Annotated in this window: 13 protein-coding genes and 6 pseudogenes; 10 read left to right on the top strand and 9 right to left on the bottom strand. The window is 42.8% G+C overall.

Annotated elements, in window-relative coordinates:
* Window positions 1-102 precede the first annotated feature (102 nt).
* The 9 genes and pseudogenes from C3Z13_RS09355 to nrfA form a co-directional block, all read right to left on the bottom strand.
* Window positions 103-1,303 (bottom strand): annotated as a pseudogene (locus C3Z13_RS09355) (BaiN/RdsA family NAD(P)/FAD-dependent oxidoreductase).
* Window positions 1,300-2,148, bottom strand: a complete 849-nt coding sequence (locus C3Z13_RS09360; RefSeq protein ID WP_245872619.1) for a tetratricopeptide repeat protein — start codon at window positions 2,146-2,148, stop codon at window positions 1,300-1,302. Before C3Z13_RS09360 ends, C3Z13_RS09355 begins: the two are co-directional and overlap by 4 nt.
* 30 nt (window positions 2,149-2,178) lie before the next feature.
* Window positions 2,179-2,649: a heme lyase NrfEFG subunit NrfF gene (gene nrfF / locus C3Z13_RS09365; protein ID WP_103855743.1), complete on the bottom strand. Its 471-nt coding sequence runs from the start codon at window positions 2,647-2,649 to the stop codon at window positions 2,179-2,181.
* A gap of 30 nt (window positions 2,650-2,679) precedes the next feature.
* Window positions 2,680-3,243: a DsbE family thiol:disulfide interchange protein gene (locus C3Z13_RS09370; RefSeq protein WP_103855744.1), complete on the bottom strand. Its 564-nt coding sequence runs from the start codon at window positions 3,241-3,243 to the stop codon at window positions 2,680-2,682.
* Window positions 3,236-5,156 (bottom strand): annotated as a pseudogene (nrfE, locus tag C3Z13_RS12725) (heme lyase NrfEFG subunit NrfE). The gene C3Z13_RS09370 and the pseudogene nrfE overlap by 8 nt, the downstream one beginning before the upstream one ends.
* A gap of 256 nt (window positions 5,157-5,412) precedes the next feature.
* Window positions 5,413-6,375: a cytochrome c nitrite reductase subunit NrfD gene (nrfD, locus tag C3Z13_RS09380; protein ID WP_103855745.1), complete on the bottom strand. Its 963-nt coding sequence runs from the start codon at window positions 6,373-6,375 to the stop codon at window positions 5,413-5,415.
* Window positions 6,372-7,049, bottom strand: coding sequence for a cytochrome c nitrite reductase Fe-S protein (nrfC, locus tag C3Z13_RS09385; RefSeq protein WP_103855746.1), 678 nt, complete (start codon window positions 7,047-7,049; stop codon window positions 6,372-6,374). The genes nrfD and nrfC overlap by 4 nt, the downstream gene beginning before the upstream one ends.
* Window positions 7,046-7,667: pseudogene (gene nrfB, locus C3Z13_RS09390) on the bottom strand (cytochrome c nitrite reductase pentaheme subunit). Before nrfB ends, nrfC begins: the two are co-directional and overlap by 4 nt.
* A 108-nt stretch (window positions 7,668-7,775) precedes the next feature.
* Window positions 7,776-9,267, bottom strand: a pseudogene (nrfA, locus tag C3Z13_RS09395) (ammonia-forming nitrite reductase cytochrome c552 subunit).
* A gap of 495 nt (window positions 9,268-9,762) precedes the next feature.
* Here nrfA and rhlB point away from each other — a divergent pair.
* The 10 genes and pseudogenes from rhlB (at window position 9,763) to lipA (ending at window position 19,159) form a co-directional block, all read left to right on the top strand.
* Window positions 9,763-11,010, top strand: a complete 1,248-nt coding sequence (rhlB, locus tag C3Z13_RS09400; RefSeq protein WP_103855747.1) for an ATP-dependent RNA helicase RhlB — start codon at window positions 9,763-9,765, stop codon at window positions 11,008-11,010.
* A gap of 152 nt (window positions 11,011-11,162) precedes the next feature.
* Window positions 11,163-11,474, top strand: a complete 312-nt coding sequence (gene rsfS / locus C3Z13_RS09405; protein WP_103853974.1) for a ribosome silencing factor — start codon at window positions 11,163-11,165, stop codon at window positions 11,472-11,474.
* Entirely contained in the window at window positions 11,475-11,942 is a 468-nt protein-coding gene (rlmH, locus tag C3Z13_RS09410) for a 23S rRNA (pseudouridine(1915)-N(3))-methyltransferase RlmH (protein ID WP_103855748.1), read from the top strand. It abuts the gene before it with no gap.
* Between the two features lie 3 nt (window positions 11,943-11,945).
* A pseudogene (mrdA, locus tag C3Z13_RS09415) lies at window positions 11,946-13,879 on the top strand (penicillin-binding protein 2).
* A complete protein-coding gene (gene rodA, locus C3Z13_RS09420; protein WP_103855749.1) occupies window positions 13,879-14,994 on the top strand; it encodes a rod shape-determining protein RodA in 1,116 nt (371 codons plus the stop codon). The pseudogene mrdA and the gene rodA overlap by 1 nt, the downstream one beginning before the upstream one ends.
* Before the next feature lie 54 nt (window positions 14,995-15,048).
* Window positions 15,049-15,885 carry a septal ring lytic transglycosylase RlpA family protein gene (locus C3Z13_RS09425; protein WP_103855750.1) on the top strand — a complete coding sequence of 279 codons (837 nt, stop codon included), beginning with the start codon at window positions 15,049-15,051 and terminating at the stop codon, window positions 15,883-15,885.
* 29 nt (window positions 15,886-15,914) lie between these two features.
* A complete protein-coding gene (locus tag C3Z13_RS09430) occupies window positions 15,915-17,102 on the top strand; it encodes a serine hydrolase (RefSeq protein ID WP_103855751.1) in 1,188 nt (395 codons plus the stop codon).
* A 93-nt stretch (window positions 17,103-17,195) separates the two neighbouring features.
* A complete protein-coding gene (gene ybeD, locus C3Z13_RS09435) occupies window positions 17,196-17,498 on the top strand; it encodes a DUF493 family protein YbeD (RefSeq protein WP_103855752.1) in 303 nt (100 codons plus the stop codon).
* A 26-nt stretch (window positions 17,499-17,524) separates the two neighbouring features.
* A complete protein-coding gene (gene lipB, locus C3Z13_RS09440; protein ID WP_103853967.1) occupies window positions 17,525-18,178 on the top strand; it encodes a lipoyl(octanoyl) transferase LipB in 654 nt (217 codons plus the stop codon).
* A 17-nt stretch (window positions 18,179-18,195) separates the two neighbouring features.
* Window positions 18,196-19,159, top strand: a pseudogene (lipA, locus tag C3Z13_RS09445) (lipoyl synthase).
* The last annotated feature ends 59 nt before the right edge of the window (window positions 19,160-19,218 follow it).

Genomic DNA, 19,218 nt, shown 5'->3' on the forward strand with positions numbered 1-19,218 from the left:
TTGCTATTGATGAGATGAAAAAGGGAAATTAGCCTGCCATTTTAACGAGATTTTAGCGCGGAGCAAATTTCTTTTTGCGGGCAATAAAAGTGCGAAATTAGCCTATAAACTGGCAATATGGCTTGCGCAGGCATAAGCGGAACTCCACGCCCATTGGAAGTTATAACCACCGAGCCAGCCTGCTACATCTAGCACTTCGCCAATAAAATACAGCCCTTTGACTTTGCTACTTTCCATTGTTTTTGACGAAATTTCGTGCGTATCCACACCGCCCATTGTGACTTCTGCGGTTCGATAACCCTCCGTGCCATTAGGGAAAATTTTCCAATGATGAATGAAATTTTCTAAATTTTCCAACCGCACTTTGCTTAAATTCGCTAAGGTTTCTGTTGGGATCATCTCACGCTGTTGCCAAAGCTCCACTAATTTCGTTGGCAAAACGCGTGATAATGCGGTTTTTAACTGCAATTTCGGCGAAGTTTGGCGTAATTCTTGCAAATAATTGCCAATGGATTGATTTGGTAATAAATCCACTTCCACCCATTCATTCGGCTGCCAATAGTTAGAAATTTGTAAGATCGCTGGCCCAGAAATACCTCGGTGGGTAAACAATAACTGATTGAAGAAAGACTGCCCATTTTCAGCACACACACACACAGGCAAAGAAACACCAGCAAAGTGCGGTGTAAAATTGCTCTGTTTCTCGCCAACGGAATGGCACAAGGGACGCACGCGGTGGGATCACGGCCAAGCCAAACTGTTCAGCAATTTGATAGCCCAAAGGGGAAGCACCTAAAGCGGGCATTGAAAGCCCACCCGTTGCCACCACAAGCTGATGACAATGCCAAGTTTGTCCGTTCGCTTGCACGGCAAAGCCACCGTTTTCCAAGGCGGAAACTTGTTCTATGTGCTGGCGTAACTGAATATTAACCTGATGTTTCTCACATTCCGCGAGCAATAAATCCACAATCTGTTGCGCACTTTCATCACAAAACAATTGCCCGAGTTCTTTTTCGTGATAGGCAATGCCATATTCCGCCACTAAGGCGATAAAATCCCACTGGGTAAAACGCGCTAAAGCAGATTTCACAAAATGAGGATTGTGCGAAAGATAATGCTGTGGCGTAACCTCTAAATTAGTGAAATTACAAAATCCACCGCCCGACATCAAAATCTTCCGCCCTGCTTTTTTACCGCTATCTAAAACCGTTACCTGTTTACCTTGCTTGCCAAGCTGACTTGCACAAAACAGCCCTGCTGCCCCTGCACCAATAATCAGCGTATCAGAAAAATAAGGTGTCATTGCGCGGCTCCTTTTTTGGCGTTTTGTAGCATCTCTGCCATTTGCATACTTTGAATAATAGTGCGCCGATCGATCCCAGATTTATCCGAATCTAGCACCTTTTGCCAAAGGGCAATGGCTTTGGGATAATCCGTTTGCACAAAGGCCTCCCCAGCTAACAGCGATAAACTCGATGCTTCTTTCGGATCTTGCGAGAGCGCTTGAGCAAGCATAGCTTGCACCTGTGGGGTGATTTTTTGCCCTGCTTTTTGATACAACGCATTTGCCGCCAAGCCTAAAATTGCGGGTTTTCCGCCTGTTAGGCGATCGGCATAAGAATAAGCGACCAAGGCATCATCAAACTCATTATTTTGCATATAAGCCTGCCCTAACTCGATCCAAGCCTCACTGTTGTTGGGATTTTGACGTAAACGTTGCTCAATTTTTTCCGCATAAGTTTCATTTTTTTGTCCCCCACTTTGCCCATTAAATGATTCAACGAAGGGATCGGTAGACTGCGTTGTAAGCAATTGCTTCGTTTGAAGTTGCTGCTGATATTGCTGTTCAGCAGAAAAGCGATCAAGGGAAAAATAATATCCCATAGGCAACGCAATCAATAATAGGTTCAATACCACAAAATAAGGGCGGCTTTTCAATGTTGAAGCCATCACAAAGTGGTGCGGTTGTTGTTTTTCAAGCTGTTTTTTTTCATCATCAAGTAAACGTTGGGCAAATTCCTGCGCCAATTCTGGATCAAGCTGACCTTTCGTTTGTTGCTGATAAAGGGCGATATTTTGCTGTTGGCGATAATTTTTCTGCCAATTGATTCCGCGCCCAAAAGGCAGCCAAAGCCCAAGGCTAATCAAGAGTAAAAGGGTTACGCCGATGAAAAAAAGTCATTCTGATTTATCCGTTTTGGCTAATAAACTGTTTAATGCTTGTTGCTGCTCTGCGCTGAGCGCTGAATTTTGCGGCTTTTGCTTCATGCGCAACATTCGCCACATTGCTAGCGCCCCAAGCAATAGCAAGAAGAAAGGCAAGCCCCACAATAACAGAGTGGTGGATTTCACTGGCGGATTATAACGCACAAAATCACCGAAGCGGCTCGTCATCACGTCAATAATTTGCTCATTGCTGCTGCCGGCTTCCACCATTTTATATACTTCAATACGCAGATCATAAGCAATGGGCGAATTGGATTCCACCAAGTTTTGATTTTGGCATTGTGGGCAACGCAGGGATTTTGCCAAGGCTACAGCTCGGGTACGCTCGGCAGGGTTGCTAAATTCAAAGGTATCCACCATTTCTGCCTGAGCCAGTTGGCTGATTGCGAAAAATGTTATGACGACTAACCACCACTTTTTCATTCTTTTCCTTCCTGTTTAGCCGTTTCTTGCTTAGCTGTTTCTTGCAGCGCTAAGTGCGGTGTTATTTTTTGCTAATTTTTGCCATAAGGGCAGAAATTCTTGTTGCCAAATTTGCTGATCCAACGGTCCTGAATAGCGATAACGAATAATGCCGTTGGCATCAACCAAATAGGTTTCTGGCGCGCCGTCCACACCCAATTTCATCGCGAATAAGCCTTTGCTATCATCAATCACCTGATGAAAAGGATTGCCCATTTCCTGCAACATTAGCAAGGCATTTTGCCGTTTATCTCGATAATTTAGCCCCACAATCGGCACACCCTGTTGTTGCAAGCGCATCAAAAAGGCGTGTTCTTGCTTGCAATAGGCACACCAGCTGCCCCATACATTAATGAGATAAATTTCTTTTGGCAAAGATGCGTTGCTTACATTGATTTCAGGCTCAAGCAGATCACTTTGATAAAATTCAGGCACGGGCTTACCAATTAACGCGGAGGCAATTTTTTTCGGATCATTATGCAGCCCTAGCAACAAAAGACCACAGACTGCAATGATCAAGAATAAGGGTAAAAACACAATGATTTTTCTATTCATCTTTCGCTCTCCTTGTGCGTAAGGCAAAGGCGCTCAATAATGCACCAAACGCCATTAAGGTTGCACCAATCCACAGCCAACGAACAAAAGGCTTGTAATGCAGACGGAACGAAAATTCGCCCGCGCCAAGTTTATCACCCATCACAATATAAATATCGCCAAGCAAGTTCCAATATAGCCCCATTCCGACATATTCATCGTGCGCACTTCGTAATAACGGCGTTCAGGACAAAGTGCGGTGATTTTTTCGCCGTTTTTTGTTATCTCAAATTGCGCCACTTCACTGGTGTAATTCGGCCCGAGTTCATTACGAAAACCAAGGTAGTGAAACGCATAGCCGTTGAGCATTTGGCTTTGGTTAGGCGATAAGCGCACGCCAATTTCACTGGCAAAATAGCTCGACATTGTCGCGCCAATCACCGTGAGTGCTAGCCCACAATGGGCAATCACCATTGCCCAACGCTTTAAGGAAAGGGATCGCCACGCGCCCCAAAGGGTAACGCCAAGCAACCAAAACGCCAAGCTAATTAACGCAAAGGGCAAGGCCTGAAAATGTAAGGTTTCATCATTTTGAATGGTGAATGCGATCATTGCATAAGCAAGCCCACAGGCAGGAATTAGCAATAAGACATTGCGGCGCAACAAAGTGCGGTGGATTTTTTTTTTTTCCAAAATGCACTGACGACAAAAATCATCGCCAGCAATGCCAGCACAATAAGGGGCAAGAAAATGGTGTTAAAGTAAGGTGCGCCGACAGAAATCGAACCCCAGCCCATTGTGCTAAATAGCATTGGATAAAATGTGCCTAAAAATACGCTTGCCGTGGCGACCGCCACCAAAATATTGGCAATGAGCATTAGGCTTTCTTTAGAAAAAAGGAAAAATGCACCGCACTATTTTCATTTGAGCGTACATTCACTTTCAACGCAAATAAGGTGAGCGAGAAGTGGTGAGCAAGAAAAGAGCATTAACAACGCCATTCCTCGCTCGCCGTCCATAGCAAAAGCGTGTACAGAAGTCAGCACGCCCGAACGCACAATAAACGTACCTAATAAACTGAATGCAAAGGCAAACAGAGAAAATAAAATCGTCCAATAATGAAAAACGCCACGTTGTTCGCTCACGGATAAACTATGTAATAGCCCCAGCCCAAGTAACCACGGCATTAATGAGGCGTTTTCAACTGGGTCCCAGAACCACCAGCCACCCCAACCAAGCTCGTAATATGCCCACCACGCGCCGAGCATTATGCCTAAGGTTAAAAAGAACCAAGAAACCAGCACCCAAGGGCGTGTCCAGCGAGCCAGCGCGGCATCAAAATGTCCGCTTAACAAAGTAGCAAGGGTGAGAGCAAAATTCACCGCAAAGCCTACATAGCCAAAATAAAGCAACGGAGGGTGAAAAATTAATCCTACATCTTGCAGCATCGGGTTAAGATCACGCCCTTCTAAAGGGCTAGGAAATAAACGCTCAAAAGGATTGGAGAAAAATACGATAAACAGCGCAAAGCCAAAACACAGCAAGCCTAAAATAGACAGGGTTCGGCTAGCAATAATAGGGTCGATTTTACGGCTAAAAAAGGCAAAGGCCATTGTCCATAATCCCAACGAAAATAGCCAAAACAGCATTGAGCCTTCGTGTCCGCCCCAAGTAGCGGCAATTTTGAAAAATTGCGGTAAGGCAGAATTGGAATGCGCTGCCACATATTGCACAGAAAAATCATCAGTCGCAAAGCAATAAGCCAGCCCAAGCAAGGAAAGGGTGGTAAAAATCCCAAACAGATAACTCAAATTCCACGCCGAGGTAATCAGGTGCGGATTGCCTTGTTTAATCCCAATATGCGGCACAATTGCCAACAGCAATGCGGAAACAAGAGCAAAAAGTAAAGCAAGAAAAGCAAGTTCTGGGATCATTGTCATATTCGTTGGTTAATTTATTGTGTATTTTAGAGAAAATGCGTAGCAATGTCATTGTGTTATGCAGAAAAATCATCAAGCTCATTCTCAATTCAATCAGTGATAAAAATGCGTAAAAACGCACCGCTCTTTATTTTCAGCAAATGACTTTTCTCGTCAGTTTTCCCTTTGCCATTAGGGGATTTACGGCAAAAAACCATTAAAACAAAGGCGAACACCTTGGTTCGCCCTGATCATCATTGATGGATTTTTGTTAGGCTAAAGTCATTTGCCCTGCGTATAAAATAAAGTAACGCAAGCAAAGTACGCCGATTAAGCCCAATCCTGCCACAATCAGCATAAAGCCTTTTTGGTGTTTGAGTTTCTCACCGGCAATAGCGTTGAGTAAGAGGGGTAACACAATCCCAATGCCTACCACGCCGATCCAGAAGACATTCGCCCAGAAGCCACCAGAAAGTGCGGTGTGAAATGCCACGGTTTTTTGTCCGCCACCAAGGTATAAACCAAAGAAGAAAGCGAACAATAAGAAGGCTTCAATCAATACCACTGGCTGTTCAAATTTATGCAAGAACGCCAAGCCTTTGGAATGAGTGCTTTCTTTGGTGCATAAAATGGTGAAGAAAATCAATGCCGCAATGCCCGATGACGTACCTGATGCCAAGAATAACACTGGTAAGACAGGGTTATTTAGCATTGGATAGCTCACTAATGCAGAAAGTAAGAACCCTGTATATGCCCCTAACGCCACGCTGAGCAATAAAGTAATGATCTCAATAGCATTGGTAAACTTAGCAGCAATATCAATGATTTTCTCTGCAAAATTTGCAAGTTTCGGCACAAAACGCTTCACAAGGCTCAACACCAGTGATTTGAAGATAATCGCCAACCATAATACCAAGAACAACATATACACTTGGAACAACATCACCCCTGCGGACATAATGGAGGTGTGATGATAATTAAACATCAAATACCAGAATGTCCAAGGTTTGGTTAAGTGGAAAATCAATAGCAATAAGCCAATGGTAATGCTAATCGGTGCGAGCAAGGCATTAACCTTTAAGATATTGTTTTCTTCCGGGCGTTCCCCTGCCAATCCTGCACGTTTTAACAATACCGCAAGCATTGTCGCCCCTGCGGAAATCCCTAATAAAAAGAGATAAATCGCAATCGGCCCGTCCCATACTAAAGATGGGAAATGAAATGGACTGTTCATCGTCTGATCTCCCCTGCTCTAGCTGGAACGTGGTAAAGATTTGGATCTGTACCTAATTCAACTTTTGTACGATAGGTTTGTTTTTCTTTCAGTTTCAAAGAAATTTCACTTTGCGGATCGTTGGTATCCCCAAAGGTTAGGGCTTTGGTTGGGCAAGCCTCTACACAAGCTGGCTGTTTACCTTTTGCCAAATTCGTATCGCGACAGAAGTTACATTTATCGGCAGATTTATACACTGGGTGGATAAAGCGCACGCGATATGGGCATACGGCAATACAGTATTGGCAGCCTACGCACAAATCTTTATGCACATCAACAATACCAGTGGAGGCATCAATATATGAAGCCCCTGTTGGACACACAGCAACACAAGGTGCATTGGTACAATGCTGGCACGAATGACGGAAAAACTCATATTTCACGTCAGGAAATTCGCCATAAGGTTCGCTACGAATAATTTCTAAACGTGAAACGCCTTCTGGCACTTGGTTGGTTTCACGGCACGCGTCCATACAAGCGGTACAACCAATACAAGCGGTTTCATCGTGCAACATTGCATAACGAATTGGCTTTTCTTCTGCCTTATCTTGTGCTACTGACTTAATTGTTGTTCCTGTCATTAGGATCAAAGCACCCATTCCAGAAACAAAATTACGGCGTGAGCAAGTTGTCATTTGTTATCCTTTTGTTCGCTGGTCGGGTCAAGATCTTTTAAGGCTTTGCGTTTTTGTTGTTCTCCGTGACAATCCACGCAAAGTTTAACACGTTGTTTTTCTCAATGCCTTTCATTGCGTCTTTTTCTGGGTGCAAGGTATGGCACGCAGCACAAGGCAATTTTATTGCGTGAACATCGTGCGCCCAAAGTTTCTCGCGTAATTTTTCAGGACGGTGACAAGAGAAGCAAACTTGATTTTGCTCTTGCACAGAGAACATTGGTTTTTGTCAGAGAAAATATCACTTTCAAAACGCATTACATCTTTTGCACCACGGCGGTGATTTTCAGAGATATTACCGTGGCAGCTCACACAAGTAATCGGCTTGCCTGTGCTTGGATTGGTTTTGGATAAGTGCGTACCGTGGAATTTACCAAAATGTAAATCACCGCCCGATTGTTCATCAGTGGCTTCTAATTTATGGCATTTCGCACAGTATTCATTGGGGTTACGCTGATTTTCTAACGTAGGTTGATAGCTTAATTCAGTGTTTTCTGTATTAGCTTGTGCAGGCAAAGCCAAGATCATCGCCCCTAATAAGGCGGTAAGCTTTACCATTTTCTTTAATACAACGTTCATTTCTTATTACCTCAAATTTTCGTTCAAAATAGACCGCACTTTAGTTTTCTTCCCACTTTAAGGTTTCTTCCTAAGTCGGCACTTAATAAAGTGCGGTTACTTTTTGGCTTATTTTGCTGGTGGAGCTTTCTCCATTAAGCCTTTTTCTAACGCTTCTTTATTCCATTGTGGAACAACTTCTTTGAGGAATTTCGCTTTCGCTGCACGTTCTTTTTCAATATCAATGCCCATTGCTTTCCACGCATTTTCAGCTGTTGAAATATCTGGGTAATTGATTGGCTGTTTCACACCGTGTTTGGTGAGAATAATGGCTAATTTAGTACGCGCGTCAGCAATACGATCTAAGCCTGTTGCAATGGTTTTTAAGATAATATCTGGTGCGTGAATATGGCCACCGTGGCCCGCAGCAGAATAATCCCAACGCCATTGTGCGTGACGGATAGCTTGTAATGCTGGTTTCATTTCTTCTTCTGTTGCACCTGCGTCCCAAGCCGCTTTCGCTTCAAAGTGCGCTTTCACGATTTGGTCTTCAAGTTTAATCATCACGTCTTTGATGTCTTTTTTATGACCTGCCACCACTTTGGTTAAAGTTTCTTTGCTTTGATCGTGGCAGTTTGCACAGGTGTTTTCAAAAGAATCAAGCGGATTACCAATTTTGTGGTCTGTGTAAACTTTACCATCAGCCCCTTGTACTTTTGGCATATGGCAATCCACACAGGTTACACCATTTTTACCGTGTGTGCCTTGCAACCAAGTTTCATAGTCTGGGTGCTGTGCTTTTAACATTGGTGTTTTAGAGATAGAGTGAATCCAATCGTAGAATTCGATATTGTCATAGTATTGTTCCATACTATCCACATCTACCCCTTTCATCCAAGGGAATACCACATTGTTTACCATTTTTATCAAAGTAATATTCAACGTGGCAGTTAGCACAAATTGCGCCACGTTTGTCTGTTTTGTCTAAATGTGCGAAGTCTTTTCCGATCGCATCTAAGGCGCGTAAAACGTGCGGACGAGCGATGCGTAAAGCAGGTTTACCTTCTGCAAAATCTTTTGATGTGGTGTCGTGGCAGTCAGCACAGCCGATAGAATTTACCACTTCAGCCCCACCTTTTGCCCATTTGCCGTTGAAGTATTCTTCTTCACCCCATTCAGCAATTAAACGTGGCACATCTGGGCCTTTACACGTCCAACACGCCATTGGTTGTGGGCCGCTGTTAGCATCAAACGGCGCACCTGTACGCAAAATATTGCGCACGTCAGTTACAGTATAAAAGTGACCACGCGGTTTGTTATATTCTTTTGAGAACGCATAACCGCCCCATAGAACGATTAATCTTGGATCAACTTCATCAGCGTAAACAATTTCAGAAGATTTTGCCGTATCCGCCCAACCTTGATATTGTTTTGGGTATTTTTCCGCAAATTTTTCACTGATAGTTTCAATTTTCAAATCAGGATTCGGTTTTGCCAGTTCTTCACGGGTAGGGGCACGTTTTTCCACCGCACTATTATCTACCGCCATAGCAGACGATGCCGCCGCTAAAGTTAATCCAGCCATTGCCAGAGAAGCTAGCGTTTTTCTGAAAATGTTCACGATAATTACTCCATTAAAAGTTGATCAAGGGATATCCCACATTCGCAAAATGCACGTTCATTACATGTTGTAAAAATGATAATTTTTCTCATTAAAAACAAGGTGATAATGAATTAAGAGAAAGTTTTTCACGCTTAAAAATAACAAATTCATTCTCATCTTTCAGCGCTATTTTGCTATTTTTTGCGTTTGATCAATGTTTTTATTATAAATAACCTTTTTGAGTTATTTTTGTTGCATAAAAATAACCCTTAAGAGTTATCAAAAGCCTAGATAATTTGCCTTTTCTAAGCATAACGGGGTAATTTATTCTTGATACAAAACAAGCTAAAAAGCAATAAAAAGAACAATAAATGCTACATTTTCAACCACCCTTTATTTATTCTCTTTTTTACAGACAAAGAAGAGAGAAAAGAAGAATTTTTGGGGATTTCTGTCCTTCGTGCTATGCTTAGCACAATTTTTTCTCATAAAATCGAAAATAGTCAGATAACTATGCAAAATGATCATTTAACTCAGCAACGTTTTGCTGATTTACCACTAAATCCAAGCGTATTACAGTGTTTAGAAAAAAACGGTTTTGAATACTGCACGCCAATCCAAGCCCTTTCTTTGCCTATCACCCTTGCAGGGCGTGATGTAGCAGGGCAAGCGCAAACAGGCACAGGCAAAACAATGGCCTTTCTCACCGCCACCTTTCATCATTTATTAAGCGAAAATTCGCAGCATAATGCCACGCAACCGCGTGCGTTAATTTTAGCGCCCACGCGCGAGCTTGCCGTGCAAATTAGCAATGATGGCGCGGCGCTCTCACAAGCCACAGGGCTAAAAATGGGACTAGCTTATGGGGGCGATGGCTACGATAAACAGCTTAAAGTGATTGAGCAAGGCATTGATATTTTAATTGGTACAACAGGACGCGTGATTGATTACGTCAAACAAGGCATTATTCGCTTAACGGATATTGAAGTGGTGGTGCTAGATGAAGCAGATCGAATGTTCGATCTGGGTTTTATCAAGGATATTCGCTACTTACTGAGAAAATGTCCGCCCCCTGCTGAACGCTTAACAATGCTCTTTTCCGCTACCCTTTCTTATAAAGTGCGTGAGCTTGCCTTTGAAGATATGAATGATCCTGAATATGTGGAAGTTGAGCCACTGCAAAAAACAGGCCACCGCATTAAAGAAGAACTGTTTTATCCGTCTAACCAAGACAAAATGGCGTTATTAATGACGTTGTTGGAAGAAGAATGGCCAGAGCGTTGCATTATTTTCGCCAACACCAAACATCGCTGTGAAGAAATTTGGGGCTATTTAGCCGCTGATGGACACCGTGTTGGCTTGCTAACTGGTGATGTTGCGCAGAAAAAACGCCTTGCTTTGTTGCAACAATTTACCTCAGGTCAATTGGATATTTTAGTGGCGACTGATGTTGCTGCGCGTGGCTTACATATTCCTGATGTTACGCACGTTTTCAACTATGATTTGCCTGATGATCGCGAAGATTATGTGCATCGCATTGGACGTACAGGGCGCGCAGGCGAAAGTGGCGTTTCCATTAGTTTTGCTTGTGAAGAATATGCAATGAATTTACCTGCCATTGAAGAATATATTGGCCACTCCATTCCAGTGAGCCAATATGATCCGCAAGCGCTACTCAGTGATTTGCCAAAACCTTACCGCAAACGCACTGGGCAAAGCCACTATCAAAATAATAAACGCAATTTTAAAAAGTGTTATTAATCTCAAAAATCGCCAAAATTCCACCGCACTTTTATAAACAAAGCATAAACAAGAAAAGTGCGGTGATTTTTTTTTTCTATTATTTCTGTTTTATCTCGTGATAGAATTGACGGATTTTTAACACACAAATTTAATGAGCGATAATATTTCGTATGACAACATTAGTAGATTTTTTAATTAACAAATTAGACGATTTAAAAGCCGTTGATATTTTGCATTTAGATGTGCAAGGCAAATCAAGCGTAACGGACAATATGATTATTTGCACAGGCACATCAAGCCGCCATATTAGTTCTTTGGCGCAAAAACTGATTGATGAAAGCAAACAAGCAGGTTTTGAATCTTTTGGTGAAGAGGGCAAAGCCACTGCAGATTGGGTGGTGGTCGATTTCGGGCAAGCGATGGTGCATATTATGCAAGCAGACAGCCGTGAAATGTATCAATTAGAGAAACTTTGGGGCTAAATGAAAATCCAATTAATTGCGGTAGGCACAAAAATGCCTGCTTGGGTAACCACAGGCTTTGAAGAATATCAACGCCGTTTCCCAAAGGATATGCCTTTTGAGCTAATCGAAATTCCCGCGGGAAAACGTGGCAAAAATGCAGATATTAAACGCATTTTGGATCAAGAAGGCAAAACAATGCTGGCGGCTTGTGGGCGCAATAAGATTGTTACCTTAGACATTCCCGGTAAACCTTGGACAACCGAACAACTGGCACAACAGCTAGAGGGGTGGAAAAATGATGGACGGGATTTATGTTTGCTCATCGGCGGGCCTGAAGGTTTATCGCCAGAATGTAAAGCTGCCGCCGAACAAAGCTGGTCGCTTTCCCCTTTAACCTTACCCCACCCTTTAGTGCGCGTGGTGGTGGCAGAGAGTTTGTATCGTGCTTGGTCGATTACTACCAATCACCCTTATCATCGAGAGTAATCAATGGATTTAAAGAAATTGCTTTCTCAGCCAACAATGGAGCCGATCCGCGATAAAAAAGCGGAGCGTAACCTGTTTATTCGCCGCGCCTTAGTGTCTTTTTTAGGCGTGCTTGGGCTGTCTGCAATTTTGCTCACCAATTTATATCATCTGCAAATCGTCAATTATGACACTTATCAAACCCGTTCTAACGGTAACCGTATCAAATTATTGCCGCTGCCACCAACACGCGGTTTGATTTACGATCGCTATGGCAAATTGCTTGCCGAAAATCTCACCTTTTTTGGCTTATATATCGTGCCAGAAAAAGTGGAAAATTTAGACCGCACTTTTGAACAGCTCAAGCAAATGGTGGGTTTAAATGAAGACGATATTGCGAATTTTAAGAAAGAACGCCGCCGTTCTTCGCGCTATACGTCTATTTTACTCAAGCCTGATCTCACCGAAGAACAGATCGCACGTTTTGCGGTAAATCAGCATCAATTCCCGAGTTTATCCGTTAAACCTTATTTTAAACGTCATTATTTGTACGGCGAACCGCTCACCCATATTTTAGGTTATGTGGAAAATTAATGATAAAGAGTGGAACGCCTGAAAAAGAAGACAAATACGCCAATTATGCTGGCTCGCACAATATCGGCAAGCTCGGTATTGAACGCTATTACGAAGAACAATTACACGGTGAAGTGGGCTTTGAAGAAGTAGAAATTAACAACCGTGGTAAGGTGATCCGTAAATTGCGCGAACAGCCTGCAGTAGCGGGTAAAAGCATTCATCTCACCATTGATTTAGAATTGCAACGTTATATCACTGATCTGTTAGCGGGACATAAAGGCGCGGTGGTGGTGCTAGATCCAAAAGACAGCAGCATTTTAGCGATGGTTTCAACGCCAAGTTATGATAATAACCTTTTCGTTGATGGCATTTCAGGTAAAGATTACAAACGCCTGCTTGAAGATCCTGAGCGTCCGCTTTATAGCCGTGTTACGCAAGGGGCTTATCCGCCAGCTTCTACGGTAAAACCGTTTATTGCGGTAGCTGGTTTGCAAGAAGCCTTGATCACGCCAAGCACAACGGTGTTTGATCCGGGCTATTGGATGTTGCCAAATAGCACCAAACGTTTCCGTGACTGGAAAAAATCAGGCCACGGCTATACAGATCTCAATAAAGCGATTACCGAATCTTCCGATACCTACTTTTATCAGCTCGCTTACAATATGGGGATTGATAAACTTTCTGGTTGGATGAAAGCCTTTGGTTTTGGTCTGCCAACAGGTTTAGATATTCGGGAAGAAACCTCAGCAATTATGCCTTCGCGCGAGTGGAAACAAAAACGCTATAAAAAACCTTGGCTACAGGGTGATACCATTTCCGTGGGCATTGGGCAAGGCTATTGGACAGCAACGCCATTGCAAGTGGCAAAGGCCTTAGCTATCTTAATTAATAATGGCAAGGTAAATACACCGCACTTAATGAAAGGGGTGGAAGGCTCTTTCTTTGAACCTTACCAAGATCCTTTTTTATATCCCGATATTAAAGCCAATGATAGCTATTGGGCGCAAGCCAAACGCGGTATGTATAACGTAATTAATGCGAGCAATGGGACAGGGCGTAAAGCCTTTGCTGGCACGAACTATCACGTTGCAGGAAAATCAGGCACAGCACAGGTTTTCAGCTTAAAAGAAAACCAAACCTATAACGCCAAATCACTGAGCAAAGAATTACACGATCACGCGTGGTTTATCGGCTATGCCCCTTATGAAGACCCGAAAATTGTGGTTTCTATCATTTTAGAAAATGCAGGCGGTGGCGGTAGCAACGCCGGCCCCGTGGTAAGAAAAATTATGGATTATTATCTTAATCAACGGCTTCCACAAGTAAACCAAATGGAAAATAAACAGAACGAAGCTCAACCCCAACAAGAGGAAACAGAATAATGAGTAAAAGGAAAATCTGGCTCGGCTTGTGGCAGCGTTTACACATTGATTTCTGGCTATTTCTTGGTCTTGTAATGATTTCCGCCTATGGATTATTCGTGCTATATAGCGCTTCTGGTGGCAATGAAGTGATGTTCCGCAACCGTATCATTCAAGTTACCCTTGGCTTTGTGGTGATGTTTGTTATGGCACAACTTTCCCCGCGTTTTTATCAGGGCATTGCCCCTTATTTATTTGGTGTGGGCATAGTATTGCTGATTCTAGTGGATTTGGTGGGAACAACCAGTAAAGGCGCACAGCGTTGGTTAGATCTCGGCTTATTTCGTTTTCAGCCTTCGGAAATCGTCAAACTGGCCGTGCCATTAATGGTGGCGGTGTATTTAGGCAAACGTCCGCTTCCTCCCACCTTAAAACACACCTTTATCGCACTCTTTATTATTATTGTGCCTACCCTATTGGTTGCCATTCAGCCTGATTTAGGCACATCAATTCTGGTAAGTGCGTCTGGAATTTTCGTTGTTTTTCTGGCTGGAATGAGCTGGTGGCTGATTTTAATTGCGGTGATTGGGCTAGCTGGTTTTATCCCTATAATGTGGTTTTACCTAATGCACGATTATCAACGCACAAGGGTGCTAACCTTACTTGATCCAGAAAAAGATCCCCTTGGGGCAGGTTATCATATTTTGCAATCAAAAATTGCCATTGGTTCGGGTGGTATTTGGGGCAAAGGTTGGATGCAAGGCACACAATCTCAGCTAGAATTTTTGCCTGAACCCCATACCGATTTTATCTTTGCCGTATTAAGTGAAGAACACGGAATGGTTGGTTTCGCCGTTTTGATGTGCCTTTATTTATTTATTGTGGCAAGAGGTTTGGTGATTGGCGTTGAAGCACAAAATGCTTTCGGTCGTACCCTTGTTGGGGCATTAACGCTGATCTTCTTTGTTTATGTTTTTGTGAATATTGGCATGGTGAGCGGCATTTTGCCTGTGGTGGGCGTGCCACTCCCATTAATGAGCTATGGTGGGACGTCTTTTGTTACATTAATGGCAGGTTTTGGCTTGATTATGTCCATTCATAGCCATAAAGAACATTTCTTTAGGGGAACTAACTAAGAATTTATTGTTCTTAACATTCCAACAAAATTTTAACTAAAGTGAATAATCGAAATGAAATTAACACAAATAATTAAGCTGAGTTTGGCATTTCTACTCACACTAGCAAGTGTGAATAGCAATGCTGAAACGCAAAAATTATATGGGGTGAAAGGCCCTAAACTGGTGCACCAAAAAATGTCTGATAAGACCCACACCTATGTGGTCAATGGCGTCAGTTACACCACCAAGCACCCGAGTACGGCTAAGCACTACGCCAAAACAGGGGGAGGAAGTTACTACCACCAAAAATTTTCAGGGCGTAAAACCTCCAATGGCGAATATTATGATCCTAATCGCTATACGGCAGCACACAAAACTCTGCCATTAAATTCTTACGCCTTGGTCACCAATTTACACAACGGTAGAAAAGTGATCGTAAAAATCAACGATCGTGGGCCTTTTATAAAAGGAAGAATTATCGATCTTTCCCTTGTTGCCGCAAAAGAACTGGGGATTATTCATCGTGGTGTTGGACAAGTTCGCGTTGAGGCGCTGCACGTTAATCATAAAGGGAAAATTCTCGGCGCGGGAACGCACAGCCTTGCTAAAATGGCGAAAACACCAGAAGCAGCAAAGCGTTTGGATCTATCCGCAAAACAAAGTGCGGTGCTTTCTGACACCGATTTTTCAGGTTATAAAGTAAAAATGCTAAACTTAACCTACAAACAAGCAATACAAATGGTGAAACAAGCCAAACGCTTAAAAGTCAAAACAAAAATTGACTCAAATAAAAAATCTCACAGTATTTCCTTTGGGCCATTTAAAACTAAACGTGAAGCACAACAATTTAAAGCCAAACTTCATAAATTAAATGGCACTAAGCCAGTGATTATTTATAGTCACAAATAAATTTAACTCTATTTAGGACGTAATAAATTATGTTTAAACATATGCTTAAAAAAACCAAATTTGCCCTTATCACTGCTACATTATGCGCAAGCCATTCTGTAATGGCAGAAGATATTCAATATGGCATTGCCGCACCACAACTGAATGCGCAAACCTATATTTTAATGGATTACAATTCTGGTGCGGTGTTAGCAGCATTTAACCCTGATCAACGCCAATACCCAGCTTCACTCACAAAAATGATGACAAGCTATGTAGTGGGCGATGCGTTAAAACAAGGCAAAATCCACGATACGGATATGGTGACCATTGGCGAAAGTGCGTGGGGTAAAAACTTCCCAGGTTCATCAAAAATGTTCCTAAATTTAAACCAACAGGTTTCCGTTGCCGATCTTAATCGCGGGATCATTGTGGTATCGGGCAATGATGCTTGCGTGGCAATGGCGGAACACGTTTCAGGCTCAACACAAAATTTCATCAATGCAATGAATAAATATGTGGAGCAGTTTGGTCTAAAAAATACCCATTTCACCACCGTACACGGCTTAGATGATGAAAATCAATATTCTTCCGCCCGTGATATGGCATTAATTGGTGCACATATCATTCGTGATTTACCTGAAGAATATAAAATCTATGCGGAAAAAGAATTCACTTTCAACAAAATTCGCCAACCAAACCGCAATGGCTTGTTGTGGGATAAAACCCTGAAAGTTGATGGTATGAAAACAGGGCATACCGACAAAGCCGGCTACAACCTTGTAGCTTCTGCATTGGGCAACGGCAATATGCGTTTAATTTCGGTGGTGATGGGCGTACCAACTTACAAAGGCCGTGAAATTGAAAGCAAAAAATTATTGCAATGGGGATTTGCTAACTTTGAAACCTTCAAAGCCTTAGAAGCCAACAAAACCGTTTCTGAACAAAGCGTTTATTATGGCGATAACAGCAAAGTGCAACTTGGCGTGTTGCAAGATCAATTTATCACCTTGCCAAAAGGTCGCCAAGCGGAAGTGAAAGCCCGTTATGATTTAGACAAAAAATACCTTGAAGCGCCATTGGCGAAAGGCCAAGTGGTGGGCAAAATCACCTATCAGCTTGATGGTAAAGACATTGCTAAAGTAGATTTACAAGTAATGAACAATGTTGAAGAAGGCGGTTTCTTCGGCAAAATCTGGGATTGGTTAGTGCTAACTGTAAAAAGTTTATTCAGCTAAACTTGAAATTGGTAAAATCTTCCCAATCTAAAGCTCAAATGGCCGCACTAAACAAAGTGCGGTCTAAATTTTTAACAAATTTGAGGACAAAAAATGGCAGAACAAGAAAAAGTCGTAAAACTTGAAGATATTCCACAAAAGCAACTTAAAGATCTTCTTGAATTCCCTTGTGATTTCACCTTTAAAGTGGTGGGAGCTAACCGACCTGATTTAGCCGATGATGTGATCGCTGTGGTACAAAAATATGCCAAAGGTGATTATAATCCGCGTGAAAATGTCAGCGGAAAAGGCACATACAAATCCATTTCAGTGGATATTGTGGCTGAAAATATTGAGCAAGTGGAAACCCTTTATAGCGAACTTGCCAAAATTAACGGCGTAAGAATGGTGCTTTAATCTGCATAAACAATAAGGTAAAGGCGATGACCCAATCCATTATTATCCGCCAACTTGGCGTGCAAGATTATCAAGAAATTTGGCATAAAATGCAGCAATTTACTGATAATCGTGATGAAAATACCCAAGATGAAATCTGGCTCGTTCAGCACCCTGCGGTGTTCACCCAAGGCTCAGCGGGCAAGCCTGAACATTTATTGCAACAAAGCGCGATCCCTGTTGTGCAGTCAGATCGTGGCGGACAAATCACCTATCACGGATTGGGTCAGCAAGTTATGTATGTGTTGATCGACATTAAACGCCTGAAAGCGCAAGGCAAAGATCTCAATGTACGCCAGCTGGTTACCGCCCTTGAACAATCGGTGGTACAAACGCTGGCAGATTACGGCATTGAAGGCTATCCCAAAGCCGATGCACCAGGGGTGTATGTGGACGGCAAAAAAATCTGCTCGCTCGGTTTACGCATTCGCAAAGGCTGTTCTTTCCACGGTTTAGCACTAAATATCAATATGGATCTTACGCCTTTCTTATACATTAACCCCTGTGGTTATGCCGGGCTTGAAATGTGTCAAATGGCAGATTTTATCCCGCAAGAAGAAGCACAGCCAGACAAGGTTTCGCCCAAATTAGTTACACACTTCACCCAATTATTGGGGTATAATTCCGTAACAAATTCTTAACAAAAATAGGAGCGTTAATGGCAACGCCTTTTAAAATGGAACGTGGCGTAAAATATCGTGATGCCGCAAAAACTTCCATTATCCCAGTAAAAAATATCGATCCCAACCAGCCTTTATTGAAAAAGCCTGAGTGGATGAAAAATCAAACTGCCAGCCAATTCAGCAAAAATTGATAGCATCAAAAATGGAATGCGCCGCCACGGCTTGCATTCTGTGTGTGAAGAAGCCTCTTGCCCTAACCTGCACGAATGTTTTAACCACGGCACGGCAACCTTTATGATTTTAGGGGCGATCTGTACCCGTCGTTGTCCATTCTGTGATGTGGCACACGGCAAGCCTTTACCGCCTGATCCTGATGAGCCTCGCAAATTAGCCGAAACTATTCAGGATATGAGATTACGTTATGTGGTGATCACGTCGGTGGATCGCGATGATCTGCCTGACCGTGGTGCAGGCCACTTCGCGGAATGTGTGAAAGAAATCCGCGCGCTTAATCCGGGGATAAAAATTGAAATCCTTGTGCCTGATTTCCGTGGACGCATCGAACAAGCGCTAGAAAAATTAAAAGATAATCCACCAGATGTGTTCAACCACAATTTGGAAAATGTGCCACGCTTGTATCGTGATATTCGGCCAGGGGCAGATTATGAATGGTCGCTCAAATTATTGCGTGAATTCAAAGCAATGTTCCCTGATATTCCAACCAAATCAGGCTTAATGGTGGGCTTAGGCGAAACCAACGAAGAAATCTTACAAGTGATGCAAGATTTACGCGCCAACGGCGTAACAATGCTTACACTGGGGCAATATTTGCAACCAAGCCGTCATCATTTACCAGTCGCGCGCTATGTTCCGCCTGAAGAATTTGATGAGTTCCGTGATAAAGCCAACGAAATGGGCTTTGAACACGCCGCCTGCGGGCCTTTCGTGCGTTCTTCTTACCACGCAGATCTCCAAGCCAGCGGTGGGTTGGTGAAATAATCCAACAACTAAATTACTCTAATACAAAGAGCGGTAGAAAATTTCAAGATTTTTCACCG

The organism is Avibacterium endocarditidis (assembly GCF_002921145.1).
Lineage (GTDB): Bacteria > Pseudomonadota > Gammaproteobacteria > Enterobacterales > Pasteurellaceae > Avibacterium > Avibacterium endocarditidis.